Raw genomic sequence first — 17,199 nt, forward strand, 5'->3', positions numbered from 1 at the left:
GTTCGGCGATTGTTCAGCTGATTTCTGGAGTTTTTCCCATGTCGAATTCCGTGCAGGTGGGCGCGGGCCTTGAGCAGGCCATGAAGCGTCTTCGGTTGATGTATGCCCGGCCGGAGCACCCGTACTACATCATGGCGCCGGACTACCGGGAAACCTCATCGGGGATTGCCTCGCTTCACTACCTCTGTCACCTGCTCAACCTCAACGGGCGAGAGGCCTACATCCTGGGCGGCAAAGTGGTGAACCCCGAGCTTAAGACGCCGTTGCTCGATGATGAGGCCAGCGAGCGTCACAGGCTTGCTGGGCGGGTGCCAATCGCGGTCTACCCCGAGGTCACGGTGGGCAATCCCTTCCATTGTTCGGTCGTGGCACGCTTTCTGTTGAACTTCGAAGGTTTCATCAGTGGGCGAGGAATGGAGGCGGCTCCCAGTGACCTGTGTTTCTACTCAGGCAAGCTGATCGCGCAAGACCATGGTCGTCCGGAGGGTGACCTGTTGTGCCTGCCTACCATCGATGTGGACCTGTTCTGTGCCGGAGAGCCAGTTGATCGGCGTGAAGGCCGGTATCTGTATCAGAATCGCCATCCGCTCGATGCCATTGACTATTCGATACTGCCAGAGGATATCCGCCTACTGAGCATGGCGAACGCTCTGACGTTGTCGGAGCTGGCGCAGCTGCTTCGCCGGGCGGAGGTGATGTATACCCATGAATGGTCGATGACCTGCGTAATCGCGGTGCTTTGCGGGTGCCCGGTCATTTTCATACCTGGACACGGCATCGACCAGGCCTTCCTTGATGCCAGCTTTGTCGGCAGTGCCGGCTTCGCCATGCTGGATCGCGAAGATGCGTTGGCACATGCCCGTGGCGGCCTGGATGGCGCTTTGCAGCGTTATGTCGAGCGAACGGCACCGTTCTGGACTCAGCTTGAAGTGTTCATCGCCAAGACGCAGGCTGCCGCCCGTCGTGAAGCCGTGGGTGATAGGTTGGGAGGGCGTGGCTGGCTGCGTCAACGTTATCCCCGGCCGCGGCAGATGCAGGTGATTGATGAGCATCTGGCCAGGGCTGCCGCTGTGCGCTTTGTCGTGCTGGTAAAGGACCATGGAGACGATGCAGCGCTGGCGGTTACCTTGGATAGCCTGGCTCGCGGCCTGTATCGGGAGGTGCGGACCTGTGTGTTGGATAGGGAGGGTTCCCGGGCGGGGTCGGCCACGGCCATTGATGCCTGCCTGAATGGGAGCTCCGATGAATGGTTCATGCTGGTCGATGCAGGCACCGAGTTTACCGCCAGTGGTTTGCTGGTGACGGCGCTCGAGTTGGTTCGGGTCTCGTCGGACTGCCTGGCTGTCTACGCTGACGAAGCCTTGTGTCAGGCGCAGGGCGTAGTCGAGACCGCCTTACGCCCTGATCTGAATCTGGATATGTTGCTGGCTTTCCCGGAGAGCCTGTCGCGACATTGGCTGTACCGATGCGATGCCTGGCGTCAGCTAGGTGGTTTCAGCGAGGCTGCTGGTCGTGCGCTCGAGCTGGATTATCAGTTGCGTTTGATCAGTGAGCACGGGTTGGGATGCGTTGGTCATGTCAGTGAGCCGTTGCTGATTGGCAATGCGTTGCTGCTACAGCCGTGTGAAGACGTCTGCGCGGTCATTGAGGCGCACCTGCAGGGGCGAGGATATCTCGGCGCTCGGGCGTTGCCATTGACCACTGCTCCTGGTCGCTATCGAATCGAGTACGCGCATCAACAGTCGGCCTCGGTCAGCATCATCATTTTCCTTGAAGGGCAGTTGGTGAACTTCCAGCGTTGTCTGGAGGGCTTGCTGGCGCAGACGACTCATGTCGGGTACGAAGTATTGCTGGTTGAGCCGGGCAGCGACGATGAGGTGCTGCTGGACTGGTTGGCGATGGTCGGGCAAATGGGGGAGGGGCGCTTCAAGGTCCTTCGCTTCGAGCCCGGCCATGCACGCGCGGCCATGTGCAATGCGGCAGCCGAGCAGGCTCGTGGCGATTATCTGCTATGGCTGGATGCTGATAGCGTGGTGCTCGATGATGATTGGCTGCCCACGTTGCTCAATCATGCCCAGCGTCCTGAGGTGGGGGCGGTTGGTTGCAAGCTGTTGTCCCGCGATGGTGCTATCCATCAGGCAGCCCTGGTGCTGGGGTTGGGGGGCGGGGTTGGGCGTGCCTTCGAGGGGCGGTCGGTGCAGGATCCGGGTTACATGGGGCGCCTTGGGCTGGAGCAGGATTGTTCGGCTGTCGGTGGTGAGTGTCTCATGGTACGCCGCTCGCTGTTTGTCGAGCTTGGTGGCTTCGATACCGATCCGTTGTATTCCCGCTGGGCGGCTGTGGACCTGTGCCTGCGGTTGGCTCAGGCGGGTTATCTGAATGTCTGGACGCCTCACGCCAGGGTATTGCTGGATGCTCCGCCGCCTGCGCCGGCCAGTGCCGAGCAGGAGGAAGCGCTATATGCGCGCTGGTTGCCGCAGTTGGCGCATGATGCGGCGTACAACGTCAACTTTTCGCTGAGTACCGGTGAGGAGTTCGCCGTCCAGGGCTATGAAATGAGTTGGCGACCGTTGCAGGGGGTGGTGCCAAGCGTGCTGGCCTTTGTGGTCGATCAGGAGCAGGCAGTACCCTCGCGGCTGCTGGAACCCATGGAGTCCTTGCGTGAGGCAGGTCGTCTGGAGGGTGCAGTGGTCGCCGGGACATTGTCTGCCGTGGAAATAGAACGCTTCAATCCCTCAAGTGTTGTCCTGCAGGGGGCGCTGGATGAGGCTGGGTTATTGACCTTGCGTAGGCTGCGAGCTTTCTCGCAGGCGTTCAAGGTCTACGATCTGGATCGTTATCCGCAGGACCTGGGCGGTGCGCAGTTGCTTCATGCCGAAGATCTGGAGCGGCGTATCCGGCCCGCAGTGATGCAGGCTGACAGGGTGCTGGTTGCAACGGCTGCCGCAGCCGAGAGGCTGCAGGGTTGGCATGACGATGTCCAGGTGCTCGAAAATGTGCTGCCGGCTTCGTGGGGACGCTTGCAAGGGGGGCGGCGCGCAGGGGAGAAGCCCCGCGTGGGATGGCTCGGGTGTCGTGATGCGCACCTGCTCGCCGAAGTAGTGCCGGTGCTGGCGGGCGAGGTCGACTGGGTTGTGCTGGGGGATTGTCCTGCCAGCTTGTTGCCCTATCTCAAAGAGCATCATCATGCTGTGGATGCGCAATCCCTTGGCGCCAACCTGGCTGCCTTGGATCTGGACATCGCCCTTGTGCCGATGGCCGAGTCTGAGGTCAACGCATTTTCCGGTGATGTACGCGTGCTCCAGCATGCGGCGTGCGGTCAGTCGGTAATCTGCAGTCGGGTAGCTGGCTTCGCCGGTGGCGATACCTTGCCATTGTCCCGGGTGAGCAACCAGGCCTGCGACTGGATTCGGGCGATACGTCTGCATCTTGAAGATCGTGATGCATCTGCGGCCCTTGGCAGCGCCCAGCAGGCGATGGTGCGCAGTGATTGGCTGCTCGAGGGGCAGAGGCTGGAAGCCTGGCGGCGCGCCGTGCTCGCGGGTTGATCGAGTCGGTGAATTCACAACAAGGGCGCCAGGAGTGGCGCCCTTGTTGTTTGTATGGGCCCGCATGGGCTGGAGTGACCCATGCGGGGAGGTGTCAGCAGAAACTGATATTGTGCTGCTGGCTTCCGTAAACCACACGCGCTGCGGTGATCAATTGGTAGGGGATTTCGACGTAGGGGACGTCGGAGTTGGTCAGGGCCATATCCATCAGTTGAACGAGCATGGAGTTCTTCCTGACCAGGATTACATCCGACCAGTCGGTATTGGTCATGGCGACCGGGATGAAATCAGAGCGTTTGATGAAGCTACCCAGTGCTTCGAGCACGCCCAGGTTCTGTTTGGTGCCATTCGGGCTGTGGCAGCAGTCATTGAGCATGATGAAGCCGTCTTCGGCGACCAGGTCCTGGTAGTACATCAGGTCGCGCAGGATATATTCGTACTGGTGGTTGGCATCGATGTACACCAGGTCGAACTTGCTGATGTCGGTTTCCTGTCGGATTTTTTCGATGGCGCCGATGGTCTCGGAACGGATAATTGTCACTTCCGGCAGGTGGGTGAAGCGTTCCCGGCATTCTTCGTACAGTTTGTCCCAGGTCTGCTGGTCGTGAAGGGAGCCCCCGTAGTAATAGGCGTAGGTATCGACGGGAGCGACCCAGGGCGGCAGTTGATCGAAAGGGCTGTACGCATCGTTGGCCGCCTTGCTCCAGCTGTCGATGAGAACCATCTTTTCCGGCGACAGCGCCGAGTGGATTTTAAGTGCGTTTTCTCCGCGCAGAACCCCAAGCTCGGCGACGATCGGACGCTTTTCCATTATTTGGAAAAGTGCGCCCAGCAGCGTGTACAGATTTTCCCGATGGGTGTGGCAGACCTTCATTGCGCTGTCCTTTATCGTTGGGTGGTCTTGCTTGCAGAGGCCGAATCCGCACAGGTTCAATTCGCTTCGGCTCGCCCCGGCATTCTGGATCTGGGTTAGCTAACGCAAGATATGTGCCGCTGGCGTGCCTTCCATGTGGCTGTATAGGTGGGAGAAATGCATCATTGCGTGACTTGGCAGTCGAAACGTGCATCTTTAATCTATTGAGTCAGCGGGCAGCCTCGTCGATGCGGTAGGCAGGGTGCATGATCTTGGTCGCGAAGCCCGCGAATTTTCGCCATTTCCATCGGGAAGCCACAATGATTGGCATCAAAAGCATCGCCAGTTACGTACCTGTAGAGGGTGTCGACAATTACGCCCAGGGTGCGAAATTCGGCAAGGATCAGGATTTCATCTTCGGCAAGATCGGTTCGACCTTCCTGCCGCGCAAGGGTGTCGACCAGGAAACCTCCGACCTGTGCGTCGAGGCCGCTCGGGCACTGTTTGCTGGCAACCCGGCGCTAGATCCGGCGTCCATCGATGTGGTGATCGTCGTTACCCAGAACGGCGATGCCGAAGGCCTGCCGCATACCGCGGCGATCGTCCAGAACAAGCTGGGCTTGTCTACCGCCATCGCTGCCTTCGATATCTCGCTGGGCTGCTCCGGCTATGTCTATGGCCTGTATGCCATGAAGGGCTTCATGGATGCCGCGGGGCTGAAGAATGGCTTGTTGATCACCGCAGATCCCTATTCGAAGATTGTCGACCCTGAGGACCGCAACACCACCATGCTGTTCGGCGATGCTGCAACGGCCACCTGGATGGGAGAGGGCGCTGCCTGGCAGCTGGGCAAGTCGCTGTTTGGCAGTGATGGGGCGGGTGCCGAGCACTTGCGCACCACCGAAGGCACGTTCTTCATGAATGGTCGTCAGGTCTATAATTTTGCCCTGGTCAAGGTGCCGGCGCACCTGCAGCAGTTGCTCGAGGCCAGTCAGTTGAAGGCTGAGGATATTGACTTGTACTGCCTGCATCAGGGGAGTGCGGCGATCGTCGATGCGGTTTCGCAGCGCTTCGACGAGGGGCGTCAGCGCGAGAAGTTCGTCAAGGACATGGTCGAGACTGGCAATACCGTGTCTTCGAGCATTCCGCTGCTATTGGAAAAGCATGTGATCGGCTCGCAGTGCAGGCGTGTCGCGCTCAGTGGTTTCGGCGTCGGTCTGTCATGGGGCTCGGCAATCATCGAGCGCAATGGCTAAGCTCCGCGTGTCTATATAGAAGAGGCGCTGCCCGTTATCGGTCAGCGCTTTTTTGTTTTTTGGCTGTTGGTAATTTGGCGTCAAACCCCTGATTTCATTGGGGTGGCAGGATGCCAGTAAAAAAAAAGGGAAATCGCCCTAAAGCAAACTGCCCTGGCGACGATAAACATTACGAAGGTTCTCTAGGCCACCTACCCGGCGAATTGCCAAGGCCGGAAGCCGTAGTACCCAATCCAACGAGGAATTCGTCATGGCTTTGACTGTAAACACTAACACCACCTCTCTGGGCGTTCAGAAGAACCTGAACCGTGCTTCCGACGCACTGAGCACTTCGATGACCCGTCTGTCCTCCGGCCTGAAAATCAACAGCGCCAAAGACGACGCCGCCGGCCTGCAGATCGCTACCCGCATGACCTCGCAGATCCGTGGTCAGACCATGGCCATCAAAAACGCCAACGACGGTATCTCCATCGCCCAGACCGCTGAAGGCGCGATGCAAGAGCAGACCAACATCCTGCAGCGTATGCGCGAACTGGCACTGCAATCGCGTAACGACTCGAACAGCTCGCAAGACCGTGACGCACTGGACAAAGAGTTCCAGTCGATGCTGCAAGAGATCGACCGTATCGCTGACTCCACCCAGCTGAACGGCAAGAACCTGCTGGACGGTACTGGTGGCCAGATGGTCTTCCAGGTTGGTTCGAACGTTGGTGCTGCCAACCAGATCACCATCAGCCTGAGCGCTGCGATGAAAACCACTGGTGCTGGCGCAGCCCTGACTGCCCTGGCCGGCAAGAGCATCACTGGTGCCGATAGCACCTCCGCCCAGGCCACCTTCAGCGCCGCTGTCAGCGCTATCGACTCCGCCCTGCAGGCAATCAACACCTCGCGTGCCGACCTGGGTGCTTCGCAGAACCGTCTGACCAGCACCATCAACAACCTGCAGAACATCAACGAGAACGCCGAAGCCGCCCGTGGCCGTGTACAGGACACCGACTTCGCTGCTGAAACTGCCCAGCTGACCAAGCAGCAGACCCTGCAGCAAGCTTCGACCTCGGTTCTGGCCCAGGCCAACCAGCTGCCATCGGCAGTCCTGAAGCTGCTGGGCTAATCTGCCTGATAGCTGATGGCGGGGGAGTGCTCTCCAGGCGCTTCCCCGCCTTTTCATTGTGAGGTGCTGGACATGGACATGAGCGTCAAGCTGAACCTGTCTTACCCGGCTGCGCGCACGGCCGAGCAGGTTGCTGAAAAACCGGTTGCGCGGTCGACAGGCACTTCCGGTGACGGCGAGAAGCAGCAGGATCCGGGCAAGGTGCAGAGCGCCGACAAGGTGCAGGCTGCAAATGATGTCAAAGGCGCTGTCTCGGAGATCGAGAAGTTCCTGAAGGAAACACGACGCAATCTGGAGTTCGTCACAGACGAAGAGTCCGGTAAGATCGTGGTCAAGGTCATCGCCAGTGAAACCGGTGAGTTGATTCGTCAGTTGCCCTCGGAAGAGGCCCTGCGGATCGCCCATAGCCTGAGCGATGTCAAAAGTATTCTGTTCGACGCCAAGGTCTGATTGGCGGCGAGCGCAAATATGTGATTCAAGTCAGTCTTGCAGGAGCGGGGCTGGCCCATCGAAGAGAGGAGCGACAGCATGGCAAGCCCGATTACTACCAACACGGGTGCGGGCTACGGGCTCGATATCAAGAACATCGTCAGCGTGTTGGTGAATGCCGACACCTCGGCCAAGGCCAACCAGATTGCTCGGCAGACGAGCAACAACTCCGCGATGATCTCCGGTATCGGTTCCCTGCGCAGCGCCTTGACGGCGTTCCAGGACGCCATGAAGAAGCTGAACGACAAGAACGCGCCTTCCTTCAATGCCTTCGCCGGCACTTCCGCTGACGAAAAAGTGTTCAAGATCAAGTCGAGCAACTCGGCGGTCGCTGGGACCTACGATATCAAGGTCGACAAGTTGGCTACCAGCTCCAAGGTTGCCAGCAAGCAGTTTGTGGGTGGTGCCAGCACGGCGATCGGCGCCGGTGAGCTGACCATCAGCCAGAACGGCAAGGACTACAAGATCAACGTAGCCAGCGGCGCCACGCTGCAGAGCGTGCGCGACCAGATCAACAAGGAAATGAGCGCCAACGGCATCACCGCCAACATCATCAACGAGGCGGGTGGTTCGCGCTTGGTGTTCGGCTCCACCACGACCGGTGCGGGTAGCGACATTTCCGTAAAAGGTATCTCGGATTTGGTGATCGATGGCGCCCAGCCGATTTCGGGTAGTGGTGCAGGTTACATCAGTGCAATAGCCCAGGATGCGAAGTTCTCCATTGACGGCCTGACACTGACCAGTCCGACCAATACCGTGGACAAGGCCATCAGCGGCCTGACGCTCGAGCTCACCGGTGTCTCCACGGGCGGTAATCCCACGAAGGCGACTGTTGCGCTGGACAACGAAGGCCTGAAGAAATCCGTGCAGTCGTTCGTCGATGCCTATAACACCCTGCAGAAGGCTGTTACTGCACTGGTCACGCCTGAGAAGGATGCCAACGGCAACGTCAAGAGCCTTGGTCCGCTGACCAATGACCCGACTACCCGGTCGTTGCTGGGCGATGTGCGCAAGGTGCTGACGGAAGTGGGGGCAGGAGACAAGCTGACCACGCTCAGTCAGTTGGGTATCAATACCCAGAAAGATGGCACCTTGGAGTTCAACAGCACCAAGTTCACCACTGCACTGAACGACAAGAAGCTGGGTTCTGAGATCCAGGAGCTGTTCACGGGTACCAATGGTCTGTTCGAGCGGATGAACAAGGCCATCGATCCATACAACTCGACCGGTGGCATGCTCGATTCCCGCAAGACGAACCTCGACAAGGCGGCCAAGAATCTGGAAAACCAGCAGGCGGCGCTGGATCGTCGCACCGAGTTGCTGACGGCATCGTTGACCAAGAAGTTCTCCGCGCTTGATACTGCCCTGGCCAAGATGAAGAAGCAGGGCGAGCAGATCACCTCGATCTTCGAGGCGATCAACGCCCAGGCCAAGAAGTCCTGATCGATCGAGCACGACAAAAGCCCGGCGGCGCCTCGCAAGCGTGCCGGGCTTTGTCTTTTCCGGCTAAAGTTTTTTGACGCGGCGGCGATACAAGAGGTATATGCACCTTTTCGCTGCAACGAGGTAGATCCATGAACCCGATGTTGGCCCTTCGGCAATACCAGAAAGTCAATGGCGTGGCACAGACTTCCGAGGCCAGTCCGCACCGTCTGGTGCAGATGCTCATGCAGGGTGGTCTCGACCGCCTGGCCCAGGCCAAGGGCGCCATTGCCCGCAAGGATGTTGCCCAGAAGGGTATTCTGATCGGCAAGGCCATCGATATCATCGGTGGTCTGCGCGAGGGTCTCGACCTGGAAAACCATGCCGAAAGCCTGGCTGATCTGGATAACCTGTACACCTACATGAGTCGTCGCCTGGTCGAGGCCAACGTCAAGAGCGATCCCGAGATCATCGACGAAGTCGCGCGCCTGCTGATCACGGTCAAGGAAGGCTGGGATGCGATCGGCGAACAGCAGCCGGCGCCCTGAACCAGGAGGTTGTCATGAGTGAGGTGATCGAGCGTATCGACCAGACCCGCGAGCTGCTGCTCGCCGCCCTGGCCAGTCGTGACTGGGAGGCGGTTGGCGAGCTGGATCTGGAGTGCCGCCTGTGCGTCGATGATGTGCTGGCCGAGGCGCTGTCGAACGAGGATGAGGTGCGTGCCAGCCTGGAGCAGTTGCAGGCCGTCTATCGGCAGCTAATCGAGGTTGCAAGTGGCGAGCGTCAATCGGTAGTCGACGAGATGGCGAAGATACGTCAGGCGGAAAACGCGACAAAGGTATACCATTTGTTCACCTGACCACAGGTGACACAAAAATCAGCGCGCCATAAATTTGACTGTGTGCCGTTTTTTGACTTTACTAGTGGCTGTTTTCGAAATTCAGACGTCCGAACACTGACCATTCAGTCGGAATGATGTCGTGCACGCCTTCGGGCGCCGATATGACTAGGGAAGTTGCTATTGCATGTGGCGTGAAACCAAGATTCTCCTGATCGATGACGACAGCGAACGCCGCCGCGATCTGGCGGTGGTCCTGAATTTTCTCGGCGAAGAAAACCTGTCCTGCTCCAGCGACGACTGGCAGCAGGTGGTCGAGGGTTTGTCTTCCAGCCGTGAAGTGCTGTGTGTCCTGATCGGTAGCGTAAATGCCCCGGCCAGCGTGCTGGGGCTCCTTAAGACAGTGGCCGGGTGGGATGAGTTCCTTCCGGTTCTGCTTCTGGGTGAAATTTCTTCCGCGGACTTCCCCGAGGACCTGCGCCGCCGTGTGCTGTCCAACCTCGAGATGCCGCCGAGCTACAGCCAGTTGCTCGACTCCCTGCACCGTGCCCAGGTCTATCGCGAGATGTACGACCAGGCCCGCGAGCGTGGTCGCCAGCGCGAGCCCAACCTGTTCCGCAGCCTGGTGGGCACCAGCCGTGCCATCCAGCATGTGCGGCAGATGATGCAGCAAGTGGCCGACACCGATGCCAGCGTGCTGATCCTCGGCGAGTCGGGCACCGGCAAGGAAGTGGTGGCGCGCAACCTGCACTACCACTCCAAGCGTCGCGAGGCACCGTTCGTGCCGGTCAACTGCGGGGCGATCCCGGCAGAGCTGCTCGAAAGCGAACTGTTCGGCCACGAGAAGGGCGCCTTCACCGGGGCGATCACCAGTCGTGCCGGGCGCTTCGAGCTGGCCAACGGCGGCACGCTGTTCCTCGACGAAATCGGCGACATGCCGCTGCCGATGCAGGTCAAGCTGCTGCGCGTGTTGCAGGAGCGTACCTTCGAGCGGGTCGGCAGCAACAAGACCCAGAGCATCGACGTGCGCATCATTGCCGCGACGCACAAGAACCTCGAGACCATGATCGAGGACGGGACCTTCCGCGAGGATTTGTATTACCGGCTGAATGTGTTCCCTATCGAGATGGCGCCATTGCGTGAGCGGGTTGAAGACATCCCGTTGCTGATGAACGAGCTGATCTCGCGCATGGAACACGAGAAGCGCGGCTCGATCCGCTTCAACTCCGCGTCGATCATGTCGCTGTGCCGCCACGGTTGGCCGGGCAACGTCCGCGAGTTGGCCAACCTGGTGGAGCGCATGGCGATCATGCACCCGTACGGGGTGATTGGCGTGGCGGAGCTGCCGAAGAAGTTCCGTTATGTGGATGACGAGGATGAGCAGCTGGTCGACAGCCTGCGCTCCGATCTCGAAGAGCGCGTGGCGATCAACGGGCATGCGCCGAACTTCGCCAGCCACGCCATGCTGCCGCCCGAGGGGCTGGACCTCAAGGACTACCTCGGCAGTCTGGAACAGGGGCTGATCCAGCAGGCGCTGGACGATGCCAATGGCATTGTCGCCCGTGCCGCCGAGCGCCTGCGCATCCGTCGCACCACGCTGGTGGAGAAGATGCGCAAGTACGGCATGAGCCGCCAAGGTGGCGAGGAGCAGGCGGACGACTGATCCCGTCTTGCCTGGACACAATGGTCGGGGGGGGGGCTGTGACAGCCCCGGCCATTGCCTTCGATCAACGATCCCGCATTCGATTATCCCCATCTCCGGCACGGCTATTGCTACACCGCAGGCAACATACCGTTTTTATGACGGTCAGCCATGCGAGAGAGCACGATGCCCCAGGCCGCCCACCGTTCCCATGCCGCCGATCCGCGCGGGCACACCCCGCTCGAGCAGGAAAGCCGGCAGGGTCTTGAGCAGGCGTTCGCCCTGTTCGATCAGGTTTCCAGCCAGCTGAGCCAGTCCTACACCATGCTCGAGACCCGGGTCAGCGAGCTCAAGGGCGAGCTGGCGGTGGTCAGTGCGCAGCGCATGGCCGAGCTCGATGAGAAGGAGCGCCTGGCCAATCGCTTGCAGAACCTGCTCGACCTGCTGCCGGGCGGGGTGATCGTGATCGATGCCGAAGGGGGTGTGCGCGAAGCCAATCCGGCGGCCTGCGAGTTGCTCGGCGAGCCGTTGATCGGCATGCGCTGGCGCGAGGTGATTGCCCGCAGTTTCGCGCCGCGTGACGATGACGGTCATGAGGTCTCCCTGCGTGACGGGCGTCGGCTGTCCATCGCGACGCGCTCGCTGGATGCCGAGCCGGGGCAGTTGGTGCTGCTCAACGACCTGACCGAAACCCGCCGCATGCAGGATCAGCTGGCGCGGCACGAACGCCTGTCGTCCCTGGGTCGCATGATCGCGTCCCTGGCGCACCAGATCCGCACGCCGCTCTCGGCGGCAATGCTCTATGCCAGCCACCTGGCCGAACCGCAGCAGGTTCTGACGGACGAGACCCGGCTGCGTTTTGCCGGCAATCTCAAGGAGCGTCTCCACGAGCTCGAACACCAGGTGCGCGACATGCTGGTGTTCGCCCGCGGGGAATTGCCGCTCAATGACCGCATCAGTCCGAAGGCGTTGTTCCAGGCGCTGCAACAGGCAGCTCATGCCCATGTCGAGGGGCATGCGGTGCGCTGGCAGTGCGACAGCCGCCTCGGGGAGTTGCTATGCAACCGTGACACCCTGGTCGGCGCCTTGCTCAACTTGATCGAGAATGCCCTGCAGGCCAGCAGCGGGCCGGCGAAACTCAAGGTGCACCTGTCGCGTTGCGACGACAATCTGCGCGTGTGCGTCAGTGATGCCGGCAGCGGTATCGACGAGCAGCTGCTGGCGCGCCTGGGTGAGCCATTCGTGACCACCAAGGCGACCGGCACCGGCTTGGGGCTGGCGGTGGTCCAGGCGGTGGTGCGCGCGCACCGCGGCACCCTGCAGCTACGCTCCAGGCTTGGCCGTGGCACCTGTGTCACCGTGCTGCTGCCGTTGATCGACGGCCGTGGGGAGGTCAATCAATGAGCGTCAAGGTACTGCTGGTCGAGGATGATCGGGTTCTGCGCCAGGCGTTGGTCGATACCCTGGAGATCGGCGGTTTCTGCCACCGTGCCGTCGGCAGTGCCGAGGAGGCCTTGCTGGCGGTGACTGAAGAGTCGTTCAGCCTGGTGGTCAGCGACGTGAACATGCCGGGCATGGACGGTCATCAACTGCTCGCCCAGCTGCGTCGACAGCACCCACAGCTACCAGTGTTGCTGATGACCGCCCATGCGGCGGTGGAGCGGGCGGTGGAGGCCATGCGCCAAGGGGCTGTCGATTACCTGGTCAAGCCTTTCGAGCCTGCAGCGCTGAACGGCCTGGTGGCGCGTCATGCCGTCGGCAGCGCTGCTGGCAACGATGACGAAGGGCCGGTGGCATGCGAGCCGGCCAGCCGGCAATTGCTGGAATTGGCGGCACGGGTTGCGCAAAGCGACTCGACCGTACTGATCTCCGGCGAGTCGGGAACCGGCAAGGAAGTGCTGGCACGCTACATCCATCAGCAGTCGCGGCGGGCGGATCAGCCTTTCGTCGCGATCAACTGCGCGGCCATCCCGGACAACATGCTCGAGGCGACCCTGTTCGGCCATGAAAAGGGCGCCTTCACCGGGGCGATCGCCGCCCAGGCGGGCAAGTTCGAGCAGGCCGACGGTGGCACCTTGCTGCTGGACGAGATCTCCGAGATGCCGCTCGGCTTGCAAGCCAAGCTGCTACGGGTGCTGCAGGAGCGCGAAGTCGAGCGCGTCGGTGGGCGCAAGCCCATCGCCCTGGACATCCGCATCCTTGCCACGACCAACCGCGACCTGGTGGGGGAGGTGGCGGCCGGCCGTTTCCGTGAAGACCTCTACTACCGCCTTTCGGTGTTCCCCATGGCCTGGCGCTCCCTGCGCGAGCGTCCTGCCGATATCCTGCCGCTGGCCGAGCGCCTGCTGGCGCGCCATGCCCGCAAGATGCGCCATGCCCAGGTTTGCCTGTCCAGCGAGGCGCAGGCGTGCCTGCAGGCGTATGCCTGGCCGGGCAATGTGCGGGAGCTGGACAACGCCGTGCAGCGGGCGCTGATCCTGCAGCAGGGTGGTGTGATCGAAGCGGCGGATTTCTGTCTGGCTGGCGCCATTCCATTGTCGGCGCCGAGAGTAGCCACTATTGAGCCATTACCCGTTGAGCCGGTTGCCGAGGTTGGCGGGCTGGGCGACGACATGCGGCGTCATGAGTTCCAGATGATCATCGACACCCTGCGTGCCGAGCGCGGGCGCCGCAAGGAGGCTGCCGAGCGTCTGGGAATCAGCCCGCGCACCTTGCGCTACAAGCTGGCGCAGATGCGTGACGCGGGCCTGGATGTCGAGGCCAGCCTGTTCGGTTGATGCGTCGTTTTGAATGATTTTCGGGTTGGCTGGCACTCCTCTTGCTAGCTCCAACCCATTCGCTGCACGAGTGTCAAAAAAAGTGCGGCAGCCGGAGAGAGAAGTCCATGACCCAAGGTGTTGAATTCAATCGTCTGATGTTGGACATGCGCGCCATGCAGGCCGAAGCCATGTCCCAGCCCAAGGCTGTCGCCGCGCCTGAACTGGCGCCAGGCCAGAGCAGCTTTGCCGACATGCTTGGCCAGGCCATTGGCAAGGTGCATGAAACGCAGCAGGCCTCCTCCCAGCTGTCCAACGCTTTCGAGATCGGCAAGAGCGGGGTCGACCTGACCGACGTGATGATCGCCTCGCAGAAGGCCTCGGTATCGTTCCAGGCCCTGACCCAGGTGCGCAACAAGCTGGTACAGGCGTACCAGGACATCATGCAGATGCCGGTATAAGGGCGAGAGTGAGTCATGGCCGAAGCAGTCGTCGATAACGCCCCCGCCAAGAGTGGTCCGCCAGCGGCCAAGCCGCCGCTGTTCGGCATGGCGTTCCTGGAAAACATCTCGCAGATGCCCATGCTGCGTCAGGTCGGCCTGCTGGTCGGCCTGGCCGCCAGCGTGGCCATCGGTTTCGCCGTGGTGCTGTGGTCGCAGCAGCCGGACTACCGGCCGCTGTACGGCAGCCTGGCGGGCACCGACACCAAGCAGGTGATCGATGCCCTGACCGCCGCCGATATCCCCTATCGCGTGGAGCCGAACTCCGGCGCCCTGCTGGTCAAGGCCGACGACCTCTCCCGTGCGCGCCTGAAACTGGCCTCCGCCGGTGTCGCGCCAAGCGATGGCAACGTCGGCTTCGAGTTGCTCGACAAGGAGCAGGGCCTGGGTACCAGCCAGTTCATGGAAGCCACCCGCTACCGTCGCAGCCTGGAAGGCGAGCTGGCGCGTACCGTGTCGAGCCTGAACAATGTCAAGGCCGCCCGCGTGCACCTGGCGATCCCGAAAAGCTCGGTGTTCGTGCGTGACGAGCGCAAGCCCAGCGCCTCGGTGCTGGTCGAACTGTACCCGGGCCGCGCCCTGGAGGCGGGCCAGGTCATGGCCATCGTCAACCTCGTGGCCACCAGTGTTCCGGAACTGGACAAGTCCCAGGTGACCGTGGTCGACCAGAAGGGCAACCTGCTTTCCGACCAGTTGCAGGACACCGCCCTGACCATGGCGGGCAAGCAGTTCGACTACAGCCGCCGCATGGAAGGCATGCTCACCCAGCGCGTGCACAATATCCTCCAGCCGGTGCTGGGCAACGACCGCTACAAGGCCGAGGTGTCGACCGACGTTGACTTCAGCGCCGTCGAGTCCACCTCCGAGCAGTTCAATCCAGACCAACCAGCGCTGCGCAGCGAACAGTCGGTCAACGAACAGCGTGCCAGCAGCCAGGGCCCGCAAGGTGTGCCGGGCGCCCTGAGCAACCAGCCGCCGGCCGGCGCCTCCGCGCCCGAAAACGCCAAGGCCGCCGCCACGCCGGCCGGTGCCATCCAGCCTGGTCAGCCGCTGGTGGACGCCAACGGCCAGCAGATCATGGACCCGGCCACCGGCCAGCCGATGCTCGCGCCGTACCCGAGCGACAAGCGTCAGCAGAGCACCAAGAACTTCGAGCTGGACCGCTCCATCAGCCACACCCGTCAGCAGCAAGGTCGCCTGACCCGCCTGTCGGTGGCCGTGGTGGTGGACGACCAGGTCAAGCTCGACGCCGCCACCGGCGAAACCACCCGTACCCCGTGGGGAGCCGAGGACCTGGCGCGCTTCACTCGCCTGGTGCAAGACGCAGTGGGCTTCGATGCCAGCCGTGGCGACAGCGTCACCGTGATCAACGTGCCGTTCGCCGCCGACCGTGGCGACGAACTGGTCGACATTCCGTTCTACTCGCAGCCGTGGTTCTGGGACATCGTCAAGCAGGTGCTGGGCGTGCTGTTCATCCTGGTGCTGGTGTTCGGCGTGCTGCGTCCGGTGCTCAACAACATCACAGGTGGCGGCAAGCAGGCTGCCACGGACAGCGACATGGAGCTGGGCGGCATGATCGGTCTGGATGGCGAACTGGCCAACGACCGCGTCAGCCTGGGTGGCCCGACAAGCATTCTGTTGCCGAGCCCGAGCGAGGGTTACGAGGCACAGCTCAACGCAATCAAGGGCCTGGTGGCCGAAGACCCGGGCCGCGTGGCCCAGGTCGTGAAAGAGTGGATCAACGCCGATGAGTGACAATCGAGCCATTACCGCCAAGCTGAGCCGCGTCGACAAGGCGGCCATCCTCCTGCTCTCGCTCGGCGAGACCGATGCCGCGCAGGTCCTGCGCCACATGGGGCCCAAGGAAGTGCAGCGGGTCGGTGTGGCCATGGCGCAGATGGGCAACGTCCATCGCGAGCAGGTCGAGCAGGTGATGAGCGAGTTCGTCGAGATCGTCGGCGACCAGACCAGCCTGGGCGTTGGTTCCGACGGCTATATCCGCAAGATGCTCAACCAGGCCCTCGGCGAGGACAAGGCCAACGGCCTGATCGACCGCATCCTGCTCGGTGGCAACACCAGCGGCCTGGACAGCCTCAAGTGGATGGAGCCGCGTGCCGTGGCCGACGTCATCCGCTACGAACACCCGCAGATCCAGGCCATCGTGGTCGCCTACCTCGACCCCGACCAGGCCGGCGAGGTGCTGAGCAATTTCGACCACAAGGTGCGCCTGGACATCGTCTTGCGCGTGTCGTCGCTCAACACCGTGCAGCCGGCGGCGCTCAAGGAACTCAACCAGATCCTCGAGAAGCAGTTCTCCGGCAACTCCAATGCCGCGCGCACCACCCTGGGTGGCATCAAGCGCGCCGCCGACATCATGAACTTCCTCGACAGTTCCGTGGAAGGCGCGCTCATGGACTCGATCCGCGAGATCGACAGCGACCTGTCGGAGCAGATCGAAGACCTGATGTTCGTCTTCAACAACCTGGCCGATGTCGACGACCGTGGCATCCAGGCGCTGCTGCGCGAGGTGTCCTCGGACGTGCTGGTGGTGTCGCTCAAGGGCGCCGATGAGCGGGTCAAGGACAAGATCTTCAAGAACATGTCCAAGCGTGCGTCGGAGCTGCTGCGCGACGACCTGGAGGCCAAGGGGCCGGTGCGGGTCAGCGACGTGGAAACGGCGCAGAAGGAAATCCTCACCATCGCCCGTCGCATGGCCGAGGCCGGCGAGATCGTGCTGGGCGGCAAGGGCGCCGAGGAAATGATCTGATCTTCGGGGCGACGCGG

The 17,199-nt window shown here is 61.7% G+C and carries 14 protein-coding genes; 13 read left to right on the top strand and 1 reads right to left on the bottom strand.

Translation table 11 applies throughout. From position 1 onward, the window contains the following. Nucleotides 1–80 precede the first annotated feature (80 nt). Nucleotides 81–3,548: a glycosyltransferase gene (locus tag HU751_RS25185; protein WP_186734754.1), complete on the top strand. Its 3,468-nt coding sequence runs from the start codon at nt 81–83 to the stop codon at nt 3,546–3,548. A 94-nt stretch (nt 3,549–3,642) separates the two neighbouring features. Here HU751_RS25185 and HU751_RS25190 read toward each other — a convergent pair whose 3' ends face one another. Beyond that, nucleotides 3,643–4,422, bottom strand: a complete 780-nt coding sequence (locus HU751_RS25190; protein WP_094012439.1) for a class I SAM-dependent methyltransferase — start codon at nt 4,420–4,422, stop codon at nt 3,643–3,645. A gap of 299 nt (nt 4,423–4,721) precedes the next feature. Here HU751_RS25190 and HU751_RS25195 point away from each other — a divergent pair, with 299 nt between their 5' ends. The 12 genes from HU751_RS25195 to fliG all read left to right on the top strand — a co-directional run bounded on the left by HU751_RS25195 (nt 4,722) and on the right by fliG (nt 17,182). Then, complete coding sequence (locus HU751_RS25195) at nt 4,722–5,657, top strand: ketoacyl-ACP synthase III (RefSeq protein ID WP_186734768.1); 936 nt, start codon at nt 4,722–4,724, stop codon at nt 5,655–5,657. A 250-nt stretch (nt 5,658–5,907) separates the two neighbouring features. Continuing rightward, a complete protein-coding gene (locus HU751_RS25200; RefSeq protein WP_186734753.1) occupies nt 5,908–6,768 on the top strand; it encodes a flagellin domain-containing protein in 861 nt (286 codons plus the stop codon). Nucleotides 6,769–6,840: 72 nt separating this feature from the next. After that, entirely contained in the window at nt 6,841–7,218 is a 378-nt protein-coding gene (locus HU751_RS25205) for a flagellar protein FlaG (protein WP_139673317.1), read from the top strand. Nucleotides 7,219–7,296: 78 nt separating this feature from the next. Further along, nucleotides 7,297–8,700 carry a flagellar filament capping protein FliD gene (gene fliD, locus HU751_RS25210; protein ID WP_186734752.1) on the top strand — a complete coding sequence of 468 codons (1,404 nt, stop codon included), beginning with the start codon at nt 7,297–7,299 and terminating at the stop codon, nt 8,698–8,700. Between the two features lie 131 nt (nt 8,701–8,831). Then, on the top strand, nt 8,832–9,227 hold the full coding sequence (gene fliS, locus HU751_RS25215) for a flagellar export chaperone FliS (protein WP_186734751.1): 396 nt from the start codon (nt 8,832–8,834) through the stop codon (nt 9,225–9,227). Between the two features lie 14 nt (nt 9,228–9,241). Further along, complete coding sequence (gene fliT, locus HU751_RS25220) at nt 9,242–9,538, top strand: flagellar protein FliT (RefSeq protein WP_186714840.1); 297 nt, start codon at nt 9,242–9,244, stop codon at nt 9,536–9,538. A gap of 166 nt (nt 9,539–9,704) precedes the next feature. After that, entirely contained in the window at nt 9,705–11,180 is a 1,476-nt protein-coding gene (fleQ, locus tag HU751_RS25225; RefSeq protein ID WP_186734750.1) for a transcriptional regulator FleQ, read from the top strand. Between the two features lie 165 nt (nt 11,181–11,345). Further along, a complete protein-coding gene (locus HU751_RS25230) occupies nt 11,346–12,563 on the top strand; it encodes a sensor histidine kinase (protein ID WP_186734749.1) in 1,218 nt (405 codons plus the stop codon). Beyond that, nucleotides 12,560–13,936, top strand: a complete 1,377-nt coding sequence (locus HU751_RS25235; protein WP_186734748.1) for a sigma-54-dependent transcriptional regulator — start codon at nt 12,560–12,562, stop codon at nt 13,934–13,936. The genes HU751_RS25230 and HU751_RS25235 overlap by 4 nt, the downstream gene beginning before the upstream one ends. 107 nt (nt 13,937–14,043) lie before the next feature. Then, the gene (fliE, locus tag HU751_RS25240) at nt 14,044–14,376 is read left to right on the top strand and encodes a flagellar hook-basal body complex protein FliE (RefSeq protein WP_050706674.1); all 333 of its coding nucleotides are present in this window, start codon (nt 14,044–14,046) and stop codon (nt 14,374–14,376) included. A gap of 15 nt (nt 14,377–14,391) precedes the next feature. Continuing rightward, complete coding sequence (gene fliF / locus HU751_RS25245) at nt 14,392–16,170, top strand: flagellar basal-body MS-ring/collar protein FliF (RefSeq protein WP_050706673.1); 1,779 nt, start codon at nt 14,392–14,394, stop codon at nt 16,168–16,170. Then, entirely contained in the window at nt 16,163–17,182 is a 1,020-nt protein-coding gene (fliG, locus tag HU751_RS25250) for a flagellar motor switch protein FliG (RefSeq protein WP_023631000.1), read from the top strand. Before fliF ends, fliG begins: the two co-directional genes overlap by 8 nt. Nucleotides 17,183–17,199 lie beyond the last annotated feature (17 nt).

The organism is Pseudomonas peradeniyensis (assembly GCF_014268935.2).
GTDB classification, from domain to species: domain Bacteria; phylum Pseudomonadota; class Gammaproteobacteria; order Pseudomonadales; family Pseudomonadaceae; genus Aquipseudomonas; species Aquipseudomonas peradeniyensis.